The sequence below is a fragment of the Calothrix sp. NIES-2098 genome (genome assembly GCF_963875125.1).
Lineage (GTDB): Bacteria > Cyanobacteriota > Cyanobacteriia > Cyanobacteriales > Nostocaceae > Aulosira.
Genome location: NZ_CAWNKJ010000001.1, coordinates 6,788,751 through 6,815,000, shown reverse-complemented (window position 1 = coordinate 6,815,000; position 26,250 = coordinate 6,788,751). Strand labels below are relative to the sequence as shown.

Sequence of the window (26,250 nt, the reverse complement as noted above, 5' to 3'; positions counted from 1 at the left end):
CTGAGATTTAAAAAATTTATGTAGATTCAACTTTGGCTAAACGCCACTGTTTTGCCATATTTGAATTAAGAAATTCGGTCATTTTATTGACAATTTTATAAGGGCACAACAATGTTGTGCCCCTATCCATCTGTTGCTTTATTTTGTTTAATTAAGATAAGCTAAATCCAGAGTTTTTCTGCAAATTCTGCAAAACATTCTGATGCTTTAACATCAAAGAGCGTTAGAATTAATTTGATTGTTATGAAACACCAGGATTATCGGAATTTTTTATCTGTTGCAAAATTTGCTCAACTTGATAAGCTTTTTCTTTTCTATTTTGTGATTTGAAGATATTTAAAGCCTTTGTGAGAGAAGCTAAAGCCTCGTCTCGCTTATTTGTTTGCCACAGTGACAGTGCTAAATTAGTTAATGCATCAGCATAATCAGGATTAATTTCTAAAGCTTTGCGATATTCAACCATTGCTTCATCCCAGCGGCTTTGGCTGGCATAAACAATGCCGATCGCATTGTAAGCTAAGGCATATTTTGGCTTGAGGCGGAGGGCTTCTTGATAGGAACTAATTGCTTCGTCTAATCTCTTTTGCTGAAACAGTACATTTCCGAGTTGAAAGTGTCCAAAAGAGTCTTCGGGGAATTTTTTGAGGAATTTACGCAAACTTTCCTCTGCACCTTTAAAATTGCCTTGGCTGTATAAAGCATTCGCTTGTTGAATAAACTGCGATCGCTCTTGAACAACTGAGTCTTCAAGCTGTGCTAATTTTTGCTCTCTAGTCTTAAAGTTTTCTTGCCCAGTGAATTTGTCAGCAGAAGTTTTAGGAGAATGTAAATAATTTTGTGCAGTTACGGCTAATACTGAGGGTGAAATCAAAATTGTAGTTATGATACTCAGTGTTATGTAACTAAGAGGTTGAACAAATACTGATTTAAATCCGTTGTTCAGCTTCATTGCCTCAATCCCTCAAGAGTGTTCCGATCCCTATGATAAATTGAGGTGCGTTAGCCGATCGCAAACACACCTCAATATTTATTGACTGGCAATGATGTGTCAAATGTTCCACAGTGAGTCATTAGTTATTGGTTATTCGTACTTTGACTTTTGACTATGGACTCTTGACTATTGAATAAGTTACGCTCCTTCACGCAGCTTATCTAATACACTGCGGTCTTCTAAAGTTGAGGTATCGCCAGCTACTTCTTGACCAGCAGCAAGATTTCGCAGCAATCGCCGCATAATTTTACCCGATCGCGTTTTTGGCAAAGCGTCTGTAAAGCGAATTTCACCAGGACGAGCGATCGCGCCAATTTCTTTGACAACGTGTTGCTTGAGTTCTTTACTCAAATCTTCACTGGGCTGGTAAGTACCTTCTAAAGTCACAAAAGCGACTACTTCCTCACCTTTAAGTTCATCTGGTTTACCAACTACCGCTGCTTCTGCAACCGCCGGATGGGATACCAAGGCGGATTCTACTTCCATTGTTCCCAGGCGATGACCTGATACATTCAGTACATCATCTACCCGTCCCATTACCCAGAAGTAACCGTCTTCATCTCTTCTTGCCCCATCACCAGCAAAATAAGTATACTTGCCATCTTGCGGGGGTATATGTTCCCAGTAGGTACGGCGGAAGCGATCGGGATCGCCGTAAACTGTGCGCATCATTCCCGGCCAAGGATGGCGTACTGCTAAATAACCACCTTGGTTGTTGGGTACAGAGTTACCTTCTAAATCTACGATATCTGCGAGAATGCCAGGGAAGGGAAGAGTTGCTGAACCGGGTTTGGTGGGAATTGCGCCTGGTAGGGGTGTAATCATGATACCGCCAGTTTCCGTTTGCCACCAAGTATCGACAATCGGACAGCGTTCGCCACCAATGACTTTGTAATACCACATCCAAGCTTCTGGATTAATTGGTTCGCCAACTGTTCCCAGCAAACGCAAGGACGACAAATTGCGTGATTTGGGATGGTGTTCGCCCATCTTAATAAATGCGCGAATTGCTGTAGGTGCAGTATAAAAAATGTTGACGCCGTATTTTTCAATCACATCCCAGAAACAGCCAGGATTAGAACCACGAGGCGCACCTTCATACATCAGCGTTGTTGCACCGTTGGAAAGGGGGCCGTAAACAATGTAGCTATGTCCTGTAATCCAACCGACATCGGCAGTACACCAATATACATCTGTATCTTGCAAATCAAAGATCCATTTTGTGGTCATGTGGGTATATAAGTTATACCCAGCCGTTGTATGCACCACACCCTTGGGTTTGCCAGTACTACCAGAAGTGTAGAGAATAAACAGCAAATCTTCGCTATCCATTGGTTCGGCGGGACAATCGGCTGACACACCTTTTTGTAAATCGTGCCACCAATGGTCGCGTCCTGGTTCCATATGAGTTTGTTGCTTTGTACGTTCGACGACAAGCACATTTTTCACGTTGGGGACAGCGTTATTTGCTAAAGCTTTGTCTACTTGTACCTTGAGAGGAACGATCGCATCTTTGCGCCAGCCACCATCAGCAGTGATTACCAATTTAGCCTCAGCATCGATTAAGCGATCGCGTAAAGCTTCCGCACTAAAACCACCAAAGACTACACTGTGAGGTGCGCCAATTCTCGCACAGGCTAACATTGCGATCGCCGCTTCGGGAATCATTGGCATATAAATACCGACGCGATCGCCTTTTTGAATTCCCAATTGTTTCAGCACATTGGCAAACTGGCAAACTTCCCGATGGAGTTGGGCATATGTCAGCGTCCTGGAATCCCCAGGTTCGCCTTCCCAAATCAGTGCAGCTTTATTCTTACGCCAAGTTGTAAGGTGTCTATCTAGGCAATTGTAAGAAATATTTGTCTTACCGCCGACAAACCATTTTGCAAAAGGCGGTTGCCAATCTAGTACTGTGTCCCATTTTTGGAACCAGTGCAACTCAGTTTCGGCTAATTCCGCCCAAAATTTTTGCGGATCGGCTTTGGCTTTGTCGTAAAGACGTTGGTAATCTTCCAGACTTTTAATATGAGCGTTTTGAGAGAATTCCGCAGCAGGTGTAAATAAACGCGTTTCTTGTAGGATTGATTCTATTGTCGGCTGAGACATGATTGTACTGAAATTGTTGACTGAAAACTATTCTGTACTGCAAGTTACTCAGAAATGTTTTGTTTTTCGTTAAGAAATCAGAAGTCTTGGCGAATAAAATTCGCAGCTATACCAACAAAGTTTGCTCCTACCGACTAAGACTAAATTGCAACCTGTATTTGTCAGTTTTGCTTGTGGAGTTGCGGTTTCTCACATCCTGAACTCTGTTAAATCTGTGCTTCTGGGTTAGGAAAAATTACTTTTTAACCATAGAAGCATAGATAAAAACTTATGAAAATAGACATCCTGCCTTCATATTTTATTTTCTAGGTTTAATGAGAGTGGGTAATTTGAGCTAGCCTGTAATTTTTCTGTATAAATTATGAAAAATTACCTGTCAATTTCACGCACATATTAGAGTATCTATAAAATCTGATTTAAAAACTCTATTAATGAAGCTAGATTTACAAAGATTTTTTGACAGTTGCAACCCCAGTAAGACTTTGGTCTTAGAAAATCCTGAGGAAAGGCAATATTATATTGATTTTGCTTCAGTACGGGGTGGCAAAGTAATTGAAGCGTTAGGACGAACTATTACACGGCTTGCGCCAAATAAGCCTACTTGCCAATTGTTTACTGGGCATATTGGTTGTGGCAAGTCTACGGAATTGCGGCGACTGGAAGCTGAGTTAAAACAGCAAAATTTCCATGTAGTGTATTTTGAGTCCACTCAGGACTTAGATATGGCTGATGTGGATGTTACAGATATTATGCTGGCGATCGCGCGGCAGGTGAGTGAAAGTTTAGAAGCTGTGAATATCAAAATTCGACCTGGTTACTTTACTGGGTTGCTGAATGAAGTTATCGATTTTTTGCAAACACCGATAGAGTTAAAGGCAGAAGCAGAGCTTTCTTTGCCGCTAAAAATTGCCAAAATTACCGCTAAAACTAAAGATAGCCCAAAGCTGAGAAGTCGCTTAAGGCAATACTTAGAGCCGCGCACTAATAGTATTTTAGATTCAATTAATCAAGAAGTTTTAGAACGTGCCACCCAGGAACTCAAAGCTAAGGGTAAAAATGGGCTGGTGGTGATTATTGATAACTTGGATCGAGTAGATCCGCGAGCAAAAACTACAGAGCGATCGCAACCTGAATATTTATTTGTCGATCGCGGCGAGCAGTTACGCAAACTCAATTGCCATGTAGTTTACACCATTCCTTTGGTGCTGATGTTTTCCAATGAAATTGAAGCGCTGAAAAATCGCTTGGGCGGAGGTATGGCTCCCAAAATTTTACCAATGGTGCCAGTGCAGTTGCGAGATGGGGGAGACTATGAGGAAGGATTAGCGCTTTTGCGACAGATGGTGTTAGCTAGAGCTTTTCCGGGGGTGAATCCTGACAGTCGGTTAGCTTTAATTACAGAAATATTTGATACACCTGAAACTTTAGATCGGCTGTGCCGTATTAGTGGCGGTCATGTGCGCAACTTGTTGGGGCTACTCTACAGTTGCCTTCAAGTAGAAGATCCACCTTTATCACGAGAATGTCTGGAAAATGCTATCCGCGAATACCGCGAAGGACTAGTATTAGCGATTACAGATGATGAGTGGGATGCACTGCGATTAGTTGTGCAGAAACAAAGCGTTAGTGGTGAAGTGAACTACCAAGCTTTATTACGCAGTTTGTTTGTCTTTGAATATCAGGATCGACAAGGGCGTTGGTTTGGGATAAATCCTGTATTAGCAGAAGCAAAGCAATTTCAGGTATGAGTGAGTCACTAAACCCCGATGATGTAACTGCCCAAAATGAGCGATCGCTTTCTACTCTCATTAGAGCAATTGTAAATGCCCAAGGTCGATTTTCGCTAATTTTAGTGCGCTGCAATTATGGCGGCATACAAGAACAGATATTAGCCGAAGTACGACAGCGTTCTGGGTTAGATATTTTAGCGATTAACCTGCAAAATTCATCAGGCAATCTTTATTCAATCATGACAGCCGAGATTGGCAAGACTCAACCAAATGCTGTCATGATATTTGGCTTGGAATCAGTAGGGAATTTAGATGATTTTCTCGTTTCGATTAATCGCTTACGGGATGATTTTCTGCACGATTTTCCCTTTCCTTTGGTGTTGTGGATTAACGATTTGGTGCTGCAAAAACTGATAAAGTTAGCACCAGATTTTTATAGCTATGCTCCTGTACCAATTCGGTTTGCGATCGCAACTCAAGAATTATTCAATTTTCTCCACAAAGAAGCAGAGGAAATATTTACCAAAATCTTAGCCGCTGGTGCAGATCAATTTCTCGATAATGCTGCGCTCAACTTAACAATAGGTGCAGGTAAACGCTTTGAAATTGAGTCAGCATTGCAGGAATTACAAAAGCGTGGATGCGAACAACCAGAAATAGCAGCTAGCCAGAAATTTATTTTAGGGCGTGATGCTTATGCGAAAAATCAAATGGAGGAATCGCGCCAACTTTATGCTCAAAGTTTAGCATTTTGGTGGCAGCAATTTATTGATGAAAATCACAATCAAGAATCAGCAGCTTTAATTCAAAAAAATTTAGAAAAGCAAGCCTGTATACTGTTCCATCTTGGTTTATGGTGGCGCAGATACGCAGTTTTACATCGCGCAGAATATGACAAAGCCTGTCGCTGTGCCCGGAATTATTATCAGCGATGTATTAAGAGATTGCAAAAAGCCAATCGTCCCGATCTAGCAGCTAATTTTATCAACGTCTTAGCAGAAGTTTTGCAACAGTTGGAGGAATGGGAAAAGTTAGAAACTATTGCTAAAAAAGCTGTTGAATTACACACAAAATATTACAATCCGATTAGATTAGCTAATGCTTATGCTGCCTTCGCTGAAGTAGCATTAGCTAAATCGCAATGGAAACAAGCCAAGGAATATGCAGAAATAGCTATTAATAAAATTTCCCAAACTTCCAGCCAAGACCAAAATTGGGGTATTCAATATTATATGAGTTGGTATTTGTTATTACTAGCTCAAAGTAAACGCCATCTTGGTCAGTTACAAGAAGCACTCAATAATCTGGAAATTGCTAAAGAAGAATGTAAGCCAGAATATAATCCTAAATTATATATTCGGATATTAGAAGAATTAAGAAATTTCTACTTTGAACAGCATCAATATTTAACAGCATTTCATCTTAAACAAGAACAAAGTTCTATTGAACAGCAGTATGGTTTACGCGCTTTTATTGGTGCAGGTCGCTTACAATCTCAAAGACAGGTTATTCATCCGGCTTTAGTAGCACTTAGCTCAGGTGAATTATACAACAGCGTGTTAGGGGCAGAGTCTAAAGAAGGGACTATTGCTCAAGAAATTGTTGCTTCTGGTCGCAAATATGATGTTGATAAATTAATTGAACGCATTAGCCGCGATGACCACAAATTAATAGTGATTCACGGCCCCTCAGGTGTGGGTAAAAGTTCTTTATTGACAGCGGGTTTAGTACCAGCATTGCATCAAATTACTGTATTTGAGGGTCGCAATATTTTACCTGTGGTGGTGCAGGTTTACACCGATTGGGTGGAAGAGTTGGGGAATTTATTGCAGAACACCACCCCAGAAGCGGAGAGAGGGGAAGGAGAAGGGGGACAAGGGAGACAAGGGGGAATTATTGAGGAATTGCGGCGAAATGTAGAGCTTAATTTGGTGACAGTTTTAATATTTGACCAGTTTGAGGAATTTTTCTTTAATTGTCCTAATCCAGTTGAGCGAAGAAAGTTTTGGGAGTTTTTACATCTTTGTTTAGATAGTTTTGATTTGCCTTATGTCAAGGTAATTTTGTCATTGCGGGAAGATTATTTACATTATTTATTAGAATGCGATAAGCTAACAAATCTGGAAGTTACTAAAAATGATATTCTTAATAAACAAACTCGCTATGCTTTTGGAAACCTTCAGCCAGAAGCAGCTAAGTTAGTTATTCAAAGTTTAACAGAACGGTCTTTTTATTTAGAGCCACAACTCATAGATGAATTAGTTAGAGATTTAGCAGGTGAATTACTGGAAGTACGCCCGATTGAGTTGCAAGTGCTAGGGGCACAATTGCAAACAGAAAATATCACAACACTGGAGAAATATCAGCAAAGTGGCCCGAAAGATAAATTAGTCGAGCGATTTTTAGATGCCATAGTTAAAGACTGTGGCGCAGAAAATGAACGTGCTGCCCAGTTAGTTTTGTATTTGCTGACAGATGAAAACAATACTCGCCCTTTGAAAACTAAAGCTGAGTTAGCAGCAGCTTTAGCAGCCGAAGCAGATAAATTAGATTTAGTATTAGAGATTTTAGTTACATCAGGAATCGTATTTTTAATTCCCCAATCTCCCGCCGATCGCTATCAGCTAGTGCATGATTATCTTGTAGCTTTTATTCGCCAACAACGGGGTGCGGAATTACTAGCAGAATTAGAAAGAGAAAAAGAACAGCGCAAATTGATAGAAGCGAAGTTAAATAAAGTTTTAAAACGGCGACTGCGCGAAGCTTATCTAGCAGGCTTAGGCTTGGCTACATTAGCAGTTGTAGCAGCAGTATTTGGTGTGCAATCATTTATTGCTAATATCAATGCCCAAATTAACCTTATAAGTACCTCTAGTGAAGCATTCTTTGCCTCAGAACAAGATAAAGAAACTTTAATTGAAAGTTTAAAGGCAGCAGTAAAACTGCAAAGCACACCCCAATTGTGGGTAGCATCTGATACTAGAACTCAAGTTATAGTGACATTGTGGCAAGCAATATATGGTGTAAAAGACATAGAACTCAAAAGCTTCACTGGTCATAACGATTGGGTTTTTAGCGTCAGCTTCGCCCCTGATGGCAAAACCATTGCCTCTGCAAGTCTTGACAACACTATCAAACTCTGGAGTCTGGATGGTAAGCTCGTCAAAACCTTCACTGGGCATAGCGCTGGGATTTATAGCGTTAGCTTCTCTCCCGACGGCAAAACCATCGCCTCCGCCAGTGCTGACAATACCATCAAACTCTGGAGTCTGGATGGTAAGCTCGTCAAAACCTTCACTGGGCATAGCTCAGAAGTTTATAGTGTCAGCTTCTCTCCCGACGGCAAAACCATAGCTTCCGCCAGTGCTGACAACACCATCAAACTCTGGAGTCTGGATGGTAAGCTCGTCAAAACCTTCACTGGGCATAGCTCAGAAGTTTATAGCGTCAGTTTCTCTCCTGACGGCAAAACCATCGCCTCCGCCACTCGTGACAACACCATCAAAATTTGGAGTCTGGATGGCAAAGAACTCAAAACCTTGACTGGGCATAGCGTCAGCTTCAGCCCAGACGGCAAAACCATCGCCTCTGTTGGTGGTGACAACATCATCAAAATTTGGAGTCTGGATGGCAAAGAACTCAAAACCTTCATTGGGCATAGGGGAGAAGTTTATAGTGTCAGCTTCGCCCCCGACGGCAAAACTATTGCCTCCGCCAGTCATGACAACACCATCAAAATTTGGAGTCTCGAAGGCAAAGAACCCAAAACCTTCACTGGGCATAGCGATTCAGTTTCTAGCGTCAGCTTCGCCCCCGATGGCAAAACCATTGCCTCCGCCAGCCGTGACAACACCATCAAAATTTGGAGTCTCGAAGGCAAAGAACCCAAAACCTTTAGCGGATATAGCACATATAATACTCCTGCATATATCAATCCTGAATATATCACTTCAGTTTCCAATGTTAGTTTTGCCCCAGACGGCAAAACCATCGCCTCTGTTGGTGGTGACAATGTTGGTCGTAACAATACCATCACAATTTGGAGTTTGGATGGCAAGGAACTCAAAACTTTCACTGGGTATAGCGTCAGCTTTGCCCCAGACGGCAAAACCATCGCTTCTGCCAGTCATGACGACACAATCAAACTCTGGAGTTTGGATGGCAAGCTGCTGAAAACCTTCACTGGTCATAGCGATTTGGTTTCTAGCGTCAGCTTTGCCCCCGATGGCAAAACCATCACTTCCGCCAGTCATGACAACACAATCAAACTCTGGAGTTTGGATGGCAAGCTGCTGAAAACCTTCACTGGTCATAGCGCCCCAGTTTATAGTGTCAGCTTCGCCCCCGATGGCAAAACCATCGCGTCCGCCAGTCGTGACAAGACCATCAAACTCTGGAGTTTGGATGGCAAACTGCTGAAAACCCTCACTGCGCATAGCGCCCCAGTTTATAGCGTCAGCTTCGCCCCCGATAGCAAAACCATCGTGTCCGCCAGTCATGACAAGACCATCAAACTCTGGAGCCTGGATGGCAAGCTCATCAAAACCTTCAAAGGGCATAGCGCCCCAGTTTATAACGTCAGCTTCGTCCCTGACGGCAAAATACTCGCCTCTGCCAGTCATGACAAGACCATCAAACTCTGGAGCCTGGATGGCAAGCTTATCAAAACCTTCAAAGGGCATAGCGCCCCAGTTTATAACGTCAGCTTCGCCCCCGACGGCAAAACCATAGCCTCTGCTAGTCGTGACAATACGGTAATTTTATGGAATCTAAATTTAGACAATCTTGTGGTTTTGGGGTGCAATTGGTTGCAAGATTATTTGCCTAATCATCCTGAGACTTTAGCAGAATTACAGCCATGCCAAAACCAGTTTATGCTAATGACAGCAGCCACAACTTTAGTTGCCCAAGGTGAGGAGTTAGCCAGCGTAGGTGAAGTGGAAAAGGCAGTTACCAAGTTTAAACAAGCAAAGCAATGGAACCCTCAATTACATATTAATCCAGAAACGAAAACAGAAACTTTAAACTTGATTTTTCAAGGCAAAGAATTGGCGAAACAAATTGATATTCAGGGTGCGGTCGCTAAGTTCAAAAAAGCACAGAATTTAACCCCTAATATCGACCTTGAGCTAAAAACAACAGGTTTAGACAATAATCCAGAAGCATTTGCTAGAAAGCTTGCAATCTCAGAATTAGATAGCCTAAAAAATGGACTGTCAAGCAAAGGCGATTTTAAAAAAGCTATTTCAGCCTATGCTAAAGCTGAAAAAATCGACCCAAAACTAGAAATAGCTGCTGACGATTGGAACATCCTATGTTGGGACGGTAGCTTGTATGGGTATGCAGCTAATGTCATGTTTGCCTGTGAAAAAGCAGTTACTCTTGCACCCAAAAATGGAGATATTCGCGATAGCCGTGGTCTTGCTAGGGCGCTAACTGGCTATAGTAAAGGCGCGATCGCAGATTTTCAAGCGTTTATTCAATGGTCTAATGATTCTGAGCAGAAATCAAAGCGCCAAGCTTGGGTTAATGACTTAAAGGCTGGTAAGAATCCGTTTACAGAGGAAGAGTTGCAGAAGCTACGCCAGTAGTAAGCTTAGAGCTAAGGCTGGAATTCCCAGCTCATCTTGCACACAAACAAAGTCCGCCTGCGCCAACTGAGAAAAAATGGAGTGTTTGAAACTTACGCAGGTAGGTTGTGTCTGTTTAAATGCGGCTTCTAACCACCCTGTTAACCGATCGCATTTTTTTTGCTACGCTTGCAGTTTTCGGCGTTGCGATCGCAGTTACTTTTTCAATAATTTCCACATCTGAACCTAGCACTTGCGGTTTTTGTTGTTGCGCTGGTGGTTACATTTGCTGCACTGGCGACTTTTTTTGCTGCGATCGCGGTTTCATTTGTTGCACTGGCGACTTTTTTTGTTACGCTCCCAGTTTAGATCTGTTGTACAGGCGACTTTTTTTGCTGTGATCGCAATTTTAATCCAGTATTTTCCCGCAAGCATTTTAGTTAATTTATTACTCAAGCTGATGTAGACACAGCTCGTCGTAGATATCGCTCTCTGATTTTGGTATTTTAGTCAAGCCAAAATACAGTCAAATCAAAGCTTTGGCGATGAAGGCTTAAAAAAGCGATCGCTCTCAATAACTTTCCTGCCTTCTGCCACGCCAGTCGCTACAAGTCGGCAAAGCCGCCCAATGCGCTGGCTCCCCTGCCTTCTGCCCTCTGCCTTCAAAACATTAAATTTTTTGGAGTGTCATGTTACACTCAACAGACCTTACTTACCCTGATATTGCGTGAATGCAACAGTCTTCAGAATGCACCACAGCCAAGTTAAGCTGGATAAAAGTAGCAATTTTTTGCGCTTTTGAGGACGAAATTCGCGCTTTGCTGTTAATTTTAATTTTCCCTGCTTGAGATACCTGGAATGCTAGATCGAATTTTTGATTATCTTAATTTTCACTTCAGCGTCGAAGCTCCTATAGTCCTGCTAATCCTGATTTTTTTAGAAGCGGTGCTATCTGCTGATAATGCGATCGCTCTCGCTGCGATCGCCCAAGGATTGGAAGACAAACAAGTTGAGCGTCAAGCCCTGAATTTGGGTTTGGTTGTGGCTTATGTGCTGCGGATTACCCTAATTCTGACTGCAACTTGGGTACAAAACCTCTGGCAATTTGAACTCTTGGGCGCTGCTTACTTGCTGTGGCTAGTATTCCAACATTTTACTTCCCAAGAAACCGATGAGGAGCATCACCATCACGGGCCGCGCTTTAAATCTATATGGCAAGCGATCCCGGTAATTGCCTTTACAGATTTGGCATTTTCATTAGATAGCGTGACAACTGCGATCGCGGTTTCTCAAGAAAAATGGTTAGTACTAACAGGCGCAACCATTGGGATTATTACCCTGCGCTTTATGGCAGAATTATTTATCCGTTGGCTAGACGAATTTGAAAACCTAGAAGACGCAGGCTATATGACGGTGGCTTTAGTAGGTTTGCGTCTGTTATTGAAGGTGGTGAACGACGATCTAGTGCCACCAGAATGGTTAATGATTACTGCGATCGGTCTAATCCTAGCTTGGGGATTTTCCAAACGCACTGCCAATACAGTACCCCAAGAACTGCCTGAAAAGAGTGAAGTGTCTAAGTAGAAGAAGGGAATAGGGTATTGGGTATGGGGTATTGGGAAGAAAACCTCCCACACTCCCCACACCTCCCAAACTCCCCTCCCTCTTCCTTAACTCTCTACTCGTGCAACCAAGGAGTTAATTCTGGTTGCCAATTAACCAATTCCTCATCCTTAAACCACAGAGCAACTTCTTTTTGCGCTGTTTCCGGAGCATCTGAACCGTGGATGATGTTACGACCGATGTTGATCCCCAAATCACCGCGAATGGTTCCTGGTTCTGCATTTAAAGGATTAGTCGCACCAATTAGTTTTCTTGCAGAGGCAATTACACCTTCACCTTCCCAAACCATCGCTACAACAGGGCCAGAGGTGATAAATTCTACTAATCCTGCAAAGAAAGGTCTTTCGCGGTGAACGTCGTAATGCTGTTCAGCTAATTCCCGGCTGGGTTTGAGCAGTTTTAAACCCACGAGGGTAAAACCTTTTTTTTCAAAGCGACCGATAATTTCACTTACCAATCCGCGCTGTACGCCATCGGGCTTAATTGCTAAAAATGTGCGTTCCAAAGCTATCTCCGAAAACTTAATAAATTTTTCAAGATCAATTATCTTATGCCAGTTGTAAGAAGGAAGATGTCAGGTGTATTTCCACTGACCGCTTAGTCCTGACTTTTGACTCTTGACCAATCAGAGTTTATCTCAGAAATTATCACTGGGTGCATTTGCGATCGCGGATGAATGCGTTAAATTGAAAATTCGTGGGTGAAACACAGAGGTCAGGAAGAAATGGGTGTTGAGTCAACTGCTACATCTGAAGAGGTAGTTAAGCTGTCGTCCAATGGACACAAACCGGAAGTGAAGAACAATAAGCAAAAAAAGCTTTTACCACCTAGTATTAGTACGGAAGATTCGCCTCGTTCCTGGAAAATAGAGGACAGCGAAGCTCTGTATCGTATCGAAGGTTGGGGACAACCTTATTTCTCGATCAATGCTGCCGGTCATGTGACTGTTTCCCCCAAGGGCGATCGCGGCGGTTCTCTAGACATGTTTGAATTAGTCAACGCCTTGAAGCAGCGCAACTTAGGGCTGCCGATGTTGATTCGCTTTTCTGACATTTTAGAAGACCGGATTGAGCGCTTAAACGCTTGTTTTGCCAAAGCGATCGCCCGCTATAACTATCCTGGTGTCTATCGTGGTGTATTTCCTGTCAAGTGCAACCAGCAACGCCATTTGATTGAAGATTTGGTCAAGTTTGGCAAACCCCATCAATTTGGTTTAGAAGCAGGTTCCAAGCCAGAATTAATGATTGCTCTAGCTATCTTAGATACACCGGGAGCATTGTTAGTTTGTAATGGCTATAAAGACCAGGAATACATCGAAACGGCGATGTTAGCTCAAAGGCTAGGACAAACCCCAATTATCGTCCTCGAACAAATTGAAGAAGTCGATTTAGTCATTGCTGCTAACCGTCAGTTAGGTATCAAACCTATCTTAGGAGTACGGGCAAAACTCAGTACCCAAGGTATGGGACGCTGGGGAACCTCAAGCGGCGATCGCGCAAAATTTGGTCTAACTATGCCTGAGGTAATCGAGGCAGTTGATAAGTTGCGCGAAGCTAACTTGCTCGATTCTTTGCAGTTAATGCATTTCCATATCGGCTCGCAAATCTCAGCCATTAATGTGATTAAAGATGCCATCCAAGAAGCCAGCCGCATCTACGTAGAGTTGGCAATGCTGGGTGCTGATATGAAGTATCTCGATGTCGGTGGTGGCTTGGGTGTAGATTACGATGGTTCCCAAACCAACTTCTACGCCTCGAAAAACTACAATATGCAAAACTATGCCAACGACATTGTGGCAGAGTTAAAAGATACCTGTGCGGAACGGCAAATTCCCGTACCAACGTTAATTAGTGAAAGCGGGAGAGCGATCGCTTCCCATCAATCGGTGCTGATTTTTGATATTCTCAGTACCAGCGATGTCCCCCTCGATCCCCCAGAACCTCCACAAGAGGGCGAATCCCCCATCATTAATTATCTGTGGGAAACCTACCAATCAATTAACAAAGAAAATTATCAAGAGTTCTACCACGACGCCGCCCAATTTAAAGAAGAAGCCATTAGCCGTTTCAACTTGGGTATTTTGCGCTTGCGAGAACGTGCTAAAGCCGAACGCCTCTACTGGGCTTGTTGTCATAAAATACTTAACATCACTAGACAGCAGGATTACGTACCCGACGAACTAGAAGACTTGGAAAAAATCATGGCTTCTATTTACTACGCCAATATATCGGTGTTTCAATCAGCACCAGATTGTTGGGCGATCGACCAATTATTCCCCATCATGCCCATACACCGTCTAGATGAAGAACCAATACGGCGGGGAATTTTGGCAGATCTCACCTGCGATAGCGATGGCAAAATCGACCGTTTTATTGATTTGCGCGATGTCAAATCTGTTTTAGAGCTACACACCTTTAAGCCAGGCGAACCCTATTATTTGGGAATGTTCCTCAGTGGAGCTTACCAAGAAATCATGGGTAATTTACACAACCTGTTTGGCGACACTAATGCCGTTCACATTCAATTAACGCCCAAAGGCTACCAAATTGAACATGTCGTCAAAGGCGATACCATGAGCGAAGTCGTCAGCTACGTGCAGTATGATTCTGAAGACATGGTAGAAAACATCCGCCAGCGTTGCGAAAAAGCTTTGGAAGAAAAGCGCATCACCCTAGCAGAATCGCAACGACTCCTGCAAACCTACGAACAGAGTCTCAGAAGATACACGTACTTGAATAGTTAGGTGAAAAGTCAAGAGTCCAAAGTCAAGAGTCAAATAACTAATGACCATTGACTCTTGACCCTTGACTTTTGACTAAATCACAGTCGTATTGAGAAGTTCTGCGATCGCTTGTCGCTCAGCTGGAGTTTGAGATGGCGGTGCTTGACGCGCATCGGTAATCAGCCAGTCTAAAGCCGCAGCTTGAACGTCAATCGTTGCGCCAGTTTTATCGACGCAGTAACGCCCAAACACCAGCTTATCGACTAAGCGGACTCCCGGCCCCAAACGCGACCATTCAAAAATGACGCTGTTTTCTACAGTCGCGCCACTGCATATCCAACAATTGGGGCCAATCATCGCGGGGCCCACAATTTTGGCTCCGTCTTCAATTCTGGTCATACCACCAATGTAAACTGGGCCTGTGATATCCACTTTGTCCCAATTCACAGCTACATTTAAGCCAGTGTAGATCCCAGGGGCGACTTCATGACCGGGGATTTGCACATTTTTAATTTCACCCAAAAGTACGCCCTGAATTGCTCGCCAGTAGTCGGGAACCTTACCAATATCTACCCATTCAAAGTCCATTGGGATAGCATAGAAAGGCGCACCAATTTCTACGAGTTTGGGGAAGAGCTGGCTACCAATGTCGTACTCAACTCCAGAAGGGATATAGTTAAATACTTCTGGCTCAAAAATGTAAATACCCGTGTTGATGTTAGTGCTGAGAGCTTCTTCTGTTGAGGGTTTTTCTTGGAAAGCTTTCACACGGCCATCGTCGTCAGTCACGACCACACCGTAGCTAGAAACTTCTTCTAAAGGTACTGATTTGGAAATAATGGTAGCGATCGAACCTTTGGCTCTATGCCATTTGACTGCTGCTGTTAAATCTAAGTCAATTAAAGCATCACCGCACAATACCACAAAGGTATCGTCAAAAAACGGCGAGAAATCTTGGATGCGCCGCATCCCGCCAGCCGATCCAATAGCTTCCCCAACTAGTTTACCGTCGTCATCAATTTTGCCTTCAAAAGAATAGCCAATCTGTACGCCGAACCGCTGACCATCACGAAAATAGTTTTCGATTTCTTCAGCTAAATGGCTAACGTTGACCATAATTTGGTCAAAACCATGTTGACGTAACAGTTCCAGTAAAAATTCCATCACTGGCTTTTGCAGGATGGGAATCATCGGTTTCGGGATTGTGTAGGTAATCGGACGAACACGAGTACCTTTACCCGCCGCAAGAATCATCGCCTTCATAAAGATTTATTCCTCAACCACAAGCCAGTTTACTTTCAACGAGTTATGCTTCATTGCTCTATTATGTTTTTATTCATCCCTGATAGCAAAAATTACGGGAAGTTGCGGGCTGTTGCAACTAGCGGTAGAGCGAAATAACAAGCGAACGGTGAGATTTTTATTTACTTAGATTTTAGAGTTTACTGATGCAACAGCGGTAGATTCTCTAGATAGCCGGATGAGAGTTGCTCAGTTGATTGGCTGCTCCAAGGGTTGGCAAGTGCTAGCGGAATCTCTGAGTAAGCGAATTTTAATCTCCTGGTAAAACTCTTCCTGCAATAGCTCTACTTTAGATTGAGCTGATAGCAGTAGTAGTGCCCAGAAAACACTTACTAAGTGACTGTGTTCTGATACATGGGCCGAGCCATTTTGGTGTGGTTGTTTGCTTTGAGTCCATAACTCTACAAGCTCCTCCAAATTCAGCCAGTTTTGCTCCAAATGTAACTTTGCTGCCGAAAGCTGCAACACCTGCTCTAGTTCCCCAGCTACTTCCGTCAGATTTTCCTGGTGAGCCAATTCTAGGGCAGCTCGCATAGATTGGACAGTTGGCTGACGCCGAGGGCGGGCAGGTTTGCTACTTTTTTGGACAAGTTTGAGCTGGTTCGCCATGATCTGCAATTGCTCGATTAACTCTTGCAGAGTCACGCGACGTTTTGGTGGTGGCATGGCTGCTGGACGGCGACGCAAGTGATGCTCTAGGGGCAGGCGAGGGGTTGGATGTAACAACCCATCTTCACTTTCAAGCAGTTCTTCATCTAGTGTAACTGCTTGTTCGTCTGCTGCTGTTTGTAATTGCATTAAGGTGTTGGCCTTAAATAACACCAACATTGATGCTGATAAGAAAGCCTGTCCAGATTGAGACAAGTCGGCTTCATAGCCTCTTGCTGTGGACTCCGGTGCCATTAGTTCTAAGTAACGGTCAATCACCTCAATGACCTGAACATCCCAAGGATCGATTTCTCCTTGTTCAGCTTGTTGAATTAGAAGTGTAATTGTTTCTAATAGCTCGGATGCATCCATTAATTAGTTTCTGTAATTAAGATAAAAGTACTTAAATTAAACATTGGACTGATGAGACTAGTAAGTGATACTTTGTTTGTAAAAGCATCATTTGCTACGATGTTAAGAAAAATTAGCACAGAGCTTATTTATCTCATTAAGAGTCAAAAATTACCTAGCAAATTATACTTAATTTTTCTAAAAATGGGGATTTAACTCTATTGTGAATTTTGATTTCAGATTGGGTAACTTTAATTGTCAGGCATTTTGAAATATAAATTAATTACAAATTAACTAATTAAGAGTATGGTTATGTGTTTAAAAACTCAAGTATAATATGATTATGTTTATACTTGAACAACAAGTATAAAACAGTAATTTATCATACTTTATACGGAAAAAATTTTGTATATTTGGTTAATTAAAATCGGTAATTTAGCTAAAAAATTGCTGAAATTACAAGATAAAACTTGAGTAAATTCTCGTGAGGCGATGTCTATGCTTTGGACAAGATAAAACCCGCAATCTAGAAGAATTTAGCTCGATTAAATTAAAATTTTTTAAGTTTTACTGTCTTCATCGCAGTCAGAATCATAAGTAATCTTAAAAGGCGAGACAAATTCCCCTGTTTGACCGCCCTTAATCGCATCAAAAGTGCCTTTGATAGTACCTGCAATCGGCACAGCAACGAGCGTTCCTAATAAACCAGCGATTTCAAACCCCATTAAAATAGCCACAAAAATCCAAATGGGGTTAAGTCCAATAAAGTCACCGAGTAACTTAGGAGCTAAAAGGTTATCTTTAACCTGCTGCAAAATAATCGCCGCCAAAGCAACTTGAACTGCTAACCACCAATTTTGCAGTAGCACTAGTATTGTTACTAAACCAATACCAAGAGTTGCACCCACAAAGGGAATCAATTCGGCTATGCCAATGACTATGGCAAACAATAAAGCAAATGGAACCCTCAGAACTAAAAAAACTGGAGTGAGGGTAACTACCATAAATAGCCCTAATAACAACTGACTGAGAAAAAAGTTCTGAAAATTTAAGCGTAAGGATGCAGTTAAGGGGATTCTGATATTAGATGGTAACAGACTTACTAGACCCAACCAGACGCGATCGCCATACAGAAGCATATAAAACGCCAGCACGACTACTAATACAGAATTCACCAATCCTGATAAGAGCGTTCCGGCAAATCCTACGGCACCCGAAGCTAGCTGCTGCACTAAATTCTGAATACTAGCATTAATTTGATTAGTTACCACTCGCAAATCTATGGGTAAACGCCGCTGTCTGGCCAAAGCTTCCACTTGTTCCAGGTTTCTTTGGCTGCTGCTTAACCAATCGGGGATTTTATTCAAGAGTTGAATTGATTGGTCAATTAGCATCGGCACTAAGGTTACACCCAAAATCACCACCAGTGTTAAAGTCACAAGCAAAACAACGATTACAGCTTGTGCATGAGTGATCCGCGCCCGTTTAAAAAAATGAACTGGATAATTTAATAAAAAAGCCAGAATTGCCGCAATGCTTAAGATAGTGATCGGATGCTGAAAATAATGAAATAGTACAGAGAGCAGCCAGACATTGAGAGCGATAATCGGGCCGCTCAGACCATAAATTAATAAACGTTGAAGGGAGGCTGAACGGCGCATCATACCAATTTAGGATTGAGGATTGGATTGTTAAGCACGATCTCAAATACTACCTATCCCAATTTGGTATTAAATGCAATCTTTTTTCAAGACTCCTCAAAAGAATTTGCTTAACTGGCATTGGTACAGCTCGCCATAATAGATATTTTGGACAAAGACATATATACGTATATCCGATCGCAAGGAAGTTAATCACGATGCATCAACCTATTGCCGACCTTCGCAAAGATTACACCTTACAAGATTTAAGCGAATCTGAGGTTGACCTTAATCCTTTTATACAATTTAAACAATGGTTCGAGCAGGCGTTGTCAGCCCAACTTCCCGAACCCAATGCTATGACTATAGCAACCGCCACACCAGACGGTAAGCCCTCAGCGAGAATGGTACTACTCAAAGATTTTGATGAACGGGGCTTTGTTTTCTTCACCAACTATAACAGCCGTAAAGGGCAAGAACTAGCAGAAAATCCCCAAGCGGCATTGGTCTTTTGGTGGGCAGAATTAGAACGCCAAGTTCGGATTACAGGAAGGGTAGAGAAAGTTTCCGAACCCGAATCAGATCGGTATTTTTACAGCCGTCCGGAAAATAGTCGCCTGGGTGCATGGGCTTCAAATCAAAGTGAAGTCTTAGCCAGTCGAGAAGAATTAGAGCTAAGGTTGCAGGAGCTCCAGCATAAATATGAAAATCAGGAGATTCCCAGGCCTGCTCATTGGGGAGGTTTACGAGTAATTCCCACAGAAATTGAATTCTGGCAAGGAAGGTCAAGCCGCCTGCACGATCGCTTGCTCTATACTCGTTTAGATAATGACAGTTGGCAAATCGAGCGTTTATCACCTTAATCACTGGTAGCCAAGATACCCGACTTTTAAAAGTCGGGTATCTAAATCGAACTACTTTATTCCGCAACAGCACTTTGAGAAACTGCTGCTTTAGGCGCAAACTGAATCCTAGGATCTGGCATAAAAGTATATCTGAGATACAGCCCACCCCAGACAAATAAAGCAATCAGCAACGCCCCAATACCGAGAGGACTGGGAAGCCAGAAAACTACTTCTATGTGGTTTAATTCCCCAGTTCTCAGTTTCCACACCAATTGATTTCTGTTCTTTTCCGGCTCGATCGCATTTTCGGCTATGGGAATGTTTTTGGCTCCGAAGGGGGCTTTCAAGCTAAAATCCAAATCGAGAATTGAACCTGTGTTCGTTAGAACGTTACCGTTACTGGCAATCAAAGATAGCGATCGCAAATCCAAATCATAAATTAAGCGATTCCGTACAAACAGTAAAAAGTTGTTCTGCTCTATGAGCAAGTTTGATTCAATTTTCGGCAATTCTGAATTTGATTCGGATTGCACAGCTTCAGCTTTTTGATTTGTGCGGGAATTAAAAAACTCGTTAAACTTCTCTTGGAGTTCTTGCCCATTATTGAAGGGAATTGTCACAATCACTTCTTCTGGAGAAATTCGCTTGGTTTTTCCCTCTAGTTTCCGAGCGCGACGTTCTATACTATTTAGCCATTCGTAGACATAATCGCCGCTAAAACTGGTGAGTCGTTCTCCTAGTTTAATATGCTGCACCAATTCCCCGTGATTGGAGTTGTCAAAGTTAACGCCTACATCGTACTTGACACAACCAGATAACAGCAAAGAAGCTAACACTACCATCCACAAAATCGGTTTGGGAATTTTAGCGTTGCGGCTGTTTTGTGGAGTAGCAAAGCTGCGGTTAATTGGCTTGGGAACAGTAAATTTTGTCAACAATTCTCTGTGTTTGCTCACAAAACTTAATGGGCTAATTAACCATACTAAAATCTTTCGTAAAAACGACCAATTCATTAGTATAAATCTCCGAAACTATGGAATATTTAACCAATCTTTACTTCTAACTCTTGGCACTGTTGATGTAAAGAAAGTTTTCCTTAAAAACTCAACCAAACCAAGTAAGAAAGTATTAAGCCAATGACAATTAATCCTAGCCAGATAAAGCGATTATCTCTGGTATTGACTTGGCTGAGATCGACAAATTCCGGTTCCGCAGATTTCTTTTGTCCAGAAGCTTGACGAGGATTGACAGTTACACGAACTTGTGAATCATTGTCTGGTAATTTGCCTAAATCGGGAATTTCGGTCATCCACTCACTAGGTCTTTTGAGTTTTGGTGCTTTTAAGATGTAGAGTAAATGCCGAGCTTGTTTGTTAGTTTCTGAATAAGGATGTCGCTTGAGTCGTTCGCAAAGTGCGATCGCATCCTCTGTTCTTCCAGCCGCTTCATAAGCTGTCACTAGCCAAATATCAACTTCACCCGCAAAGCGAGAATTGCGCGATAAAAGTGCGCTGGCTTTTTCCAGATTTTCTACAGCTTCTCGGTATTGCCCACTTTCAAAAGCAACTCTCCCAGCTTGGTAGCGAGATCTGGCAATTTCTAAACTTTCTGCATTCACGTTCTGTACACAAATTAATACTGCTTTAATTTATTTTGCCAATCTCGGTAATCTTTGTGGAATCTTTAATGAATCTGGCAAAATTAAATTAGAGAGAGATTTAAAATTTTCATTAAGTAGCTACAGGGATTTGTTAAGTATTTGTAGCTAATAATTCCAGGTTCTCAAAATTTACGGGGAAGCAAAATATGGATAACATCAAGAATTGGCTGGGTGCAGGTATAACTCTAGCATTGATGAGCGCTACAATTGCCCCCGCTGCTGCTCAAACAGTGAGGATTATTAATGGTGTCGTAAAAGAAGTACCAGCCGAGAGTTCGTATATTTACACAAGTCCGATTACTACTCCCATACCCATAAATCAAACAGAGGGCTCGTATATTTACACAAGCCCAACTGCGACGCCCATACCTCTCAATCAACCAGAGAGTTCGTATATTTACGCTAGCCCAACTGCGACGCCCATACCTCTCAATCAAACCGGGAGTTCGTATATTTACACTAGTCCAATTGCGACACCCATACCCATAAATCAAACCGGGAGTTCGTATATTTACATTAGCCCCATTGGGACACCCGTACCTTTAAATCGAGTGACAAGGTACAAACATACACCTAGCAACAATAATTTCTACTATCGCCGTCGCTCCAATTACTACCGACCCAGAACCACTATTTACTCTTATCCGCAATATCAGCGAACCATTATCAATCCCAGTATCACTTATCCGAACATGGTTAATCCCATCTTCCGCGACAAGCCCCTGAGAAATCCCGTGTTTGAGGAGCGTTCCCGGTATCATGAATACCGCCAACCTTCTAGAGGAAGAACACGGGGAATTTTCCTGTATCCGCGTTAATGGGAATTTTCAAGCGCAAAAATCCTTAAAATTGCCTAAAAATACATAGATAGAAGTAATTTTGCGTAGCTATGAAATAAAAACCCCTCTAACTCTCTTCGCCAGTTACGAAGGAAAGTAGAGGGGTTTTTACTAATGACAAATGACAAATGACAAATGACAAACTAATCAAAATCCCATTAACGGGTCTTTTGGTGTCGGTTGCGATTCCAAATATTTTAGAAAACCGTGTAATTCATCTTCTGTAAGTAAAGTCCGCCCTCGCTTACCGTAGGTTTTAATTAAATGCTCTCTTCCTTGTTCTGGCGTCCAGCCTAAGCGCTGAAGCTCAACATCAGTTTTGGCAATGACATCAGATAAATCCACGGGTTCGCTTTTCTTCTTTTTCTTCCCTGTCCCTGTTGGCGCAGTTGCATCATCTGAAGAACTATAACTGCGGGGTGTAAACGGAGTGACATTACTAGGAGTTACCGCTGTTAAGGGTGGGTTTTCCGGCTGACTAGCAGATGTAAGTTCTAAATTTTCGATTGGGGTATCAAATTGGGCTTCTAGGTTAGTACTTAAAGGAAAATTCCGATTGAAGTCTTGGCTGTAGATATCGCTTTTACTTGTGCTGTGGGTATCTATTGGTAATTTTTCCTTGTCTGTAGTGAGGGAATTTGGTTGGCTGTGCTGTTCGCTGGAAGGTGGTGTAAATACTTCCTTGCTACTGGTGACAGACCACTCACTGCTTGCAAAGTCCGGTTCTTTTGTAGAGGAATAAGCAGATTCATTCACACCACGAGTTTTACTCAAGGAAGGGTTAGTCTGTACTGGCGATGTGACTGGTGAAGAAAAGGCTGCTGTTTCCGCAGGCGTGTTTGCTATTCCCAAAACCATCAGCGCCCGATTTCGTGCTTGGTCTTCTGCTGCTTCCACTGTTTCTGCTGCTGCTAAACCAGTGGCACGGATAACGCCTTCAATTTGCACGCTAGCACGAACAATATATTTTCCTTGAAAAATTTGCACTAACTCTGAAATAAGACTACCTTTGGGATACAAGCTCTGGAATTGAGCCAACATAATACTGCCACCAATTTTAAGTCTGTTGAATAAGGGGGTTGATACTACCTATGTATACAAGCTAGTACCGCTTGCCGAGTAAGTCAAAATCCAAAATCTCAAATCATGACTTTGCCATGCTCTGATGAAGAGAGGTAATGTTCGCACCTCACTCCTGTGTCCCGATTGTAGCAGTAGCTCTTTTGCAAGAACATTTTTGGCTACTGCGGGCTAAATCTGAGTAGGATAGCCTTCAATGCTATACTAATTACCCAATTCGATATGCAGAACTATTTCTTAGAAGTGCGCTCTAAATCTACAATAATGAAGATAAGGTTCGCCCTCACTGCCCGTTAAGCTGCTTACCTAATTGTTACCGATTCTACATATGGGAAAGTTAGGTCGATCGGCAGTTTCTCCTAGTTAAAAATCAGAGTCTAATGGCGTAAAAGTACCTTGAGTCTAGACAATTAAACACCACATCCCCTGTATAACGTTTTTGGGTAGCATGGATATTTCTACCAACCCAGCACTCAAAAATCAGTCGCGTAATTACTTTGTGGGGCAAAATTCCGATCGGGCGTGCTTTGTCAGTTGGACTGGATAAAGGAACTCAAACGCAGGCTAACTCTGAGATTTTCGTGCAGTGAGAAGTTTGTAGACAATTCTGCGGATTTTCGCAGAGTGGGTCGGTTTCCTTTTCCCTGAGAACTTCAGAATCCCTGCTTGAGGGTATTTAGTTTCTAGCTAGTGTCTGTAGTTCGTAAGGGTATACAGGAAACAACCAAATTAAAAGAAAAATGATGTTTTGACCAAAGGTCGGTTCACTGCATGGAATTTTCAATCGCTACACTCCTTGCCAATTTCACCGATGATAAATTGGTAGCTCGTAAAGTTTTGGAAAAGAAACTTGGCTGCGAGGATGAAATTAGTTTACAAAAACTTCACATTGCCCTAGACATATTAGAGAAAATCGGGATTTTAGTTAAAGAACGCGGCAAATATCGCCGGGTTGTAGAAGAAGGATTGATCGAAGCAAAACTTCGTTGTTCTAGTAAGGGCTTTTGCTTTGCAATTCAAGATGTAGAAGGCGCTGAGGATATTTACATTCGTGAAAGCCATCTCAGTAATGCGTGGAATGGCGATCGCGTTTTAGTTAGAGTTCTCAAAGAAGGTAGTCGCCGCCGTTCTCCCGAAGGCGAAGTGAAGCTGATTCTCGAACGCTCTAATCACACTTTACTCGCCCGAATTAAGCAAGTCGAAAGCGGCTTTCGTGCGGTTCCTCTTGACGATCGCCTGCTGTTTGAACTCAAATTGCAAACAAATGGCATGAAATTAGAACAAGCCCTCGATCACCTAGCCCATGTGGAAGTGCTACGTTACCCCCTTGCACAATATCCGCCACTGGGTCGAGTGGTACAAATCTTAGGTAGCGACGCCGAAGCCGCTGCTGATATAGATTTGGTTACTTGTAAGCACGATTTAGGCCGTAATTTCCCTGAGGCAATTCTAGAAGCAGCTACCAAGTTGCCCAAAAGACTACTGAAAGCAGACCTGAAAAATCGCCAGGATTTACGCAGTTTGTTTACCTTCACCATCACCGGAGTCAACGGCGATCCAAAAGTGGTAGAAAATGCCTTGAGTTTGGAAAAAACTGCTAAAGGCTTTTGGCGTTTGGGCTTTCACATCAGCGATGTTTCTCACTTTGTCCAACCAGACGAAGCCCTCGATCGCGAAGCACTCAAACGGGGTAGGTCAGTGTATCTGGGCGAATTAGTACTGCCAATGTTACCCGATACAGTAGCCGATCGCTGTTCTTTAGTTGCAGGAAGCGATCGCTTAACTCTCTCATTTTTAATTACCATCGACCCGAAAACCGGAGAGATAGAAGAGTGGGAACTTCAACCCAGCGTGATTAATGTCGATACCGCCCTGACGAAACAACAAGCTCAAGCAATTCTCAATGGTGAATCGCACAAGCAATCCGAACAAGTTGTTCAGACATTGCAAGACCTGGAAGAATTACGGAAAGTTGTGAAACAGGTGCGTTTGGCTCGTGGTAGCTTGCAGTTAAATTTGCCGCCTAGTCAAAATCCCTACAACGATGAGGGAATTTTAGGAGCTGTGGTGGTCAATGATTTACCCGTGCATTCTCTGTTAACAGAGTTAGTACTGTTAGTAAATCAATTGATAGCCAGCCATTTCAGCGCTTTGGGAGTCCCTGCAATTTGGCGAGTTCAAGGTACGCCCGACGCCGAAGATGTGCAAGAAATGCTGAAATTGGCGATCAATTTAGGTGTGGAACTGGCGCTAGAACCAGAAGTAGATATCCAACCCCTAGATTATCAACATCTAACTAGGGCGTTTGTGGAATCTGCCTCCGAGCAAGTACTGACCTATTTGTTGCAAGATACACTCAAACCAGCGAGTTACAGTACTGCTAAAGCTCCCCACTTTGGACTGGCGCTCCCGCAATATCTGCACTTTACTGCTCCCTTGCGGCGATATCCAGATTTGCTGTTGCAGAGAGTGTATTATACGTTACTCGAACACGGACGCGATCGCCGTAACACCCGTGTCAGAGAACGTGTTAATCTGCGCCACTCCTCTTCCCATATAGAAATTAACTGGAACGTTTTACCCCCAGAATTACAACAAGAACTGCAAAGCGATTTGACGCGGGTAATTATCCAAATTAACGACCGCGAAAAAGAAGTTCAAGAAGCCGAAGCCGATTTAGCTGGGCTGCAAAAAGCTCAACTAATGAAACAGCGCATCGGTCAAGTTTTTCAGGGAGTAATTACAGGCGTACAATCCTACGGTTTCTTTGTGGAAATTGAAGTCCCCGCCGCCGAAGTTGAAGCTAGCACTCAACTGGGCGTACCACTGCGAGTCGAAGGATTAGTCCACGTCAGTTCCCTGAAAGACGATTGGTATGAATATCGCGCCAGACAACAAGCTTTATTTGGGCGGAAAAATCGCGCTTCTTACAGACTAGGCGATCGCGTTTCTGTCCAAGTCAAGAGTGTTGATTACTACCGTCAGCAAATTGATTTAGTCACTGTGGGTAGTGATGGCGTAGCTAAAGGTTTAGATATCAGCAGCCCAAATGATGATTTGTCAGACATTTACTTAGCATCTCATCTCGATCCTGCTGACTTAGAACCTTATGGGGAGGATGAGTAAATCCACGACAAATA

At 42.7% G+C, this 26,250-nt stretch carries 16 protein-coding genes; 7 read left to right on the top strand and 9 right to left on the bottom strand.

Features of this window, described 5'->3' with window-relative positions:
* Positions 1-241: 241 nt before the first annotated feature.
* Positions 242-949, bottom strand: a complete 708-nt coding sequence (locus AACU33_RS28485; protein WP_096593194.1) for a tetratricopeptide repeat protein — start codon at positions 947-949, stop codon at positions 242-244.
* A gap of 180 nt (positions 950-1,129) precedes the next feature.
* Positions 1,130-3,100: an acetate--CoA ligase gene (gene acs, locus AACU33_RS28480; RefSeq protein WP_096593192.1), complete on the bottom strand. Its 1,971-nt coding sequence runs from the start codon at positions 3,098-3,100 to the stop codon at positions 1,130-1,132.
* A 431-nt stretch (positions 3,101-3,531) separates the two neighbouring features.
* Here acs and AACU33_RS28475 point away from each other — a divergent pair, with 431 nt between their 5' ends.
* The 3 genes from AACU33_RS28475 (at position 3,532) to AACU33_RS28465 (ending at position 11,984) form a co-directional block, all read left to right on the top strand.
* Positions 3,532-4,848: a P-loop NTPase fold protein gene (locus AACU33_RS28475; protein ID WP_096593189.1), complete on the top strand. Its 1,317-nt coding sequence runs from the start codon at positions 3,532-3,534 to the stop codon at positions 4,846-4,848.
* Complete coding sequence (locus AACU33_RS28470; protein ID WP_096593186.1) at positions 4,845-10,421, top strand: nSTAND1 domain-containing NTPase; 5,577 nt, start codon at positions 4,845-4,847, stop codon at positions 10,419-10,421. Before AACU33_RS28475 ends, AACU33_RS28470 begins: the two co-directional genes overlap by 4 nt.
* A gap of 837 nt (positions 10,422-11,258) precedes the next feature.
* Positions 11,259-11,984, top strand: a complete 726-nt coding sequence (locus AACU33_RS28465) for a TerC family protein (protein ID WP_096593181.1) — start codon at positions 11,259-11,261, stop codon at positions 11,982-11,984.
* Positions 11,985-12,078: 94 nt separating this feature from the next.
* Here the strand turns inward: AACU33_RS28465 and ndk are convergent, their stop codons facing one another.
* Positions 12,079-12,528, bottom strand: a complete 450-nt coding sequence (ndk, locus tag AACU33_RS28460) for a nucleoside-diphosphate kinase (protein ID WP_096593179.1) — start codon at positions 12,526-12,528, stop codon at positions 12,079-12,081.
* A 219-nt stretch (positions 12,529-12,747) separates the two neighbouring features.
* Here ndk and speA point away from each other — a divergent pair, with 219 nt between their 5' ends.
* Positions 12,748-14,766, top strand: coding sequence for a biosynthetic arginine decarboxylase (speA, locus tag AACU33_RS28455; protein ID WP_096593176.1), 2,019 nt, complete (start codon positions 12,748-12,750; stop codon positions 14,764-14,766).
* Positions 14,767-14,838: 72 nt separating this feature from the next.
* On the opposite strand, the gene AACU33_RS28450 is transcribed toward speA, so the two are convergent.
* From AACU33_RS28450 to AACU33_RS28440, 3 genes are all read right to left on the bottom strand, one after another.
* Positions 14,839-16,008, bottom strand: a complete 1,170-nt coding sequence (locus AACU33_RS28450; protein WP_096593174.1) for a sugar phosphate nucleotidyltransferase — start codon at positions 16,006-16,008, stop codon at positions 14,839-14,841.
* A gap of 228 nt (positions 16,009-16,236) precedes the next feature.
* A complete protein-coding gene (locus tag AACU33_RS28445) occupies positions 16,237-17,067 on the bottom strand; it encodes a segregation/condensation protein A (RefSeq protein ID WP_096593171.1) in 831 nt (276 codons plus the stop codon).
* Between the two features lie 539 nt (positions 17,068-17,606).
* Entirely contained in the window at positions 17,607-18,707 is a 1,101-nt protein-coding gene (locus AACU33_RS28440; protein ID WP_096593169.1) for an AI-2E family transporter, read from the bottom strand.
* Positions 18,708-18,904: 197 nt separating this feature from the next.
* On the opposite strand from AACU33_RS28440, the gene pdxH reads away from it, so the two are divergent.
* Positions 18,905-19,549, top strand: coding sequence for a pyridoxamine 5'-phosphate oxidase (gene pdxH, locus AACU33_RS28435; RefSeq protein WP_096593166.1), 645 nt, complete (start codon positions 18,905-18,907; stop codon positions 19,547-19,549).
* A 56-nt stretch (positions 19,550-19,605) separates the two neighbouring features.
* Here the strand turns inward: pdxH and AACU33_RS28430 are convergent, their stop codons facing one another.
* The gene (locus tag AACU33_RS28430) at positions 19,606-20,373 is read right to left on the bottom strand and encodes a DUF3153 domain-containing protein (RefSeq protein ID WP_445291800.1); all 768 of its coding nucleotides are present in this window, start codon (positions 20,371-20,373) and stop codon (positions 19,606-19,608) included.
* Positions 20,374-20,627: 254 nt separating this feature from the next.
* Positions 20,628-21,149: a tetratricopeptide repeat protein gene (locus AACU33_RS28425; protein ID WP_096593161.1), complete on the bottom strand. Its 522-nt coding sequence runs from the start codon at positions 21,147-21,149 to the stop codon at positions 20,628-20,630.
* A gap of 188 nt (positions 21,150-21,337) precedes the next feature.
* On the opposite strand from AACU33_RS28425, the gene AACU33_RS28420 reads away from it, so the two are divergent.
* Positions 21,338-22,009 (top strand): hypothetical protein, encoded by a 672-nt coding sequence (locus tag AACU33_RS28420; RefSeq protein WP_339376344.1) that lies wholly within the window; start codon positions 21,338-21,340, stop codon positions 22,007-22,009.
* Positions 22,010-22,177: 168 nt separating this feature from the next.
* On the opposite strand, the gene AACU33_RS28415 is transcribed toward AACU33_RS28420, so the two are convergent.
* Positions 22,178-23,071: a hypothetical protein gene (locus AACU33_RS28415; protein ID WP_096593159.1), complete on the bottom strand. Its 894-nt coding sequence runs from the start codon at positions 23,069-23,071 to the stop codon at positions 22,178-22,180.
* An 810-nt stretch (positions 23,072-23,881) separates the two neighbouring features.
* On the opposite strand from AACU33_RS28415, the gene AACU33_RS28410 reads away from it, so the two are divergent.
* On the top strand, positions 23,882-26,236 hold the full coding sequence (locus tag AACU33_RS28410; RefSeq protein WP_096593156.1) for a ribonuclease R family protein: 2,355 nt from the start codon (positions 23,882-23,884) through the stop codon (positions 26,234-26,236).
* Positions 26,237-26,250 lie beyond the last annotated feature (14 nt).

Bases quoted from the DNA above. Each gene is read 5' to 3' on its own strand.
- AACU33_RS28420 (WP_339376344.1), top strand. From the start codon at position 21,338: ATGGATAACATCAAGAATTGGCTGGGTGCAGGTATAACTCTAGCATTG.
- AACU33_RS28440 (WP_096593169.1), bottom strand. From the start codon at position 18,707: ATGCGCCGTTCAGCCTCCCTTCAACGTTTATTAATTTATGGTCTGAGC.
- AACU33_RS28410 (WP_096593156.1), top strand. From the start codon at position 23,882: ATGGAATTTTCAATCGCTACACTCCTTGCCAATTTCACCGATGATAAA.
- AACU33_RS28450 (WP_096593174.1), bottom strand. From the start codon at position 16,008: ATGAAGGCGATGATTCTTGCGGCGGGTAAAGGTACTCGTGTTCGTCCG.
- AACU33_RS28470 (WP_096593186.1), top strand. From the start codon at position 4,845: ATGAGTGAGTCACTAAACCCCGATGATGTAACTGCCCAAAATGAGCGA.
- speA (WP_096593176.1), top strand. From the start codon at position 12,748: ATGGGTGTTGAGTCAACTGCTACATCTGAAGAGGTAGTTAAGCTGTCG.
- AACU33_RS28445 (WP_096593171.1), bottom strand. From the start codon at position 17,067: ATGGATGCATCCGAGCTATTAGAAACAATTACACTTCTAATTCAACAA.
- AACU33_RS28465 (WP_096593181.1), top strand. From the start codon at position 11,259: ATGCTAGATCGAATTTTTGATTATCTTAATTTTCACTTCAGCGTCGAA.
- AACU33_RS28430 (WP_445291800.1), bottom strand. From the start codon at position 20,373: ATGGTAGTGTTAGCTTCTTTGCTGTTATCTGGTTGTGTCAAGTACGAT.
- acs (WP_096593192.1), bottom strand. From the start codon at position 3,100: ATGTCTCAGCCGACAATAGAATCAATCCTACAAGAAACGCGTTTATTT.
- AACU33_RS28415 (WP_096593159.1), bottom strand. From the start codon at position 23,071: ATGTTGGCTCAATTCCAGAGCTTGTATCCCAAAGGTAGTCTTATTTCA.
- AACU33_RS28475 (WP_096593189.1), top strand. From the start codon at position 3,532: ATGAAGCTAGATTTACAAAGATTTTTTGACAGTTGCAACCCCAGTAAG.
- AACU33_RS28485 (WP_096593194.1), bottom strand. From the start codon at position 949: ATGAAGCTGAACAACGGATTTAAATCAGTATTTGTTCAACCTCTTAGT.
- pdxH (WP_096593166.1), top strand. From the start codon at position 18,905: ATGCATCAACCTATTGCCGACCTTCGCAAAGATTACACCTTACAAGAT.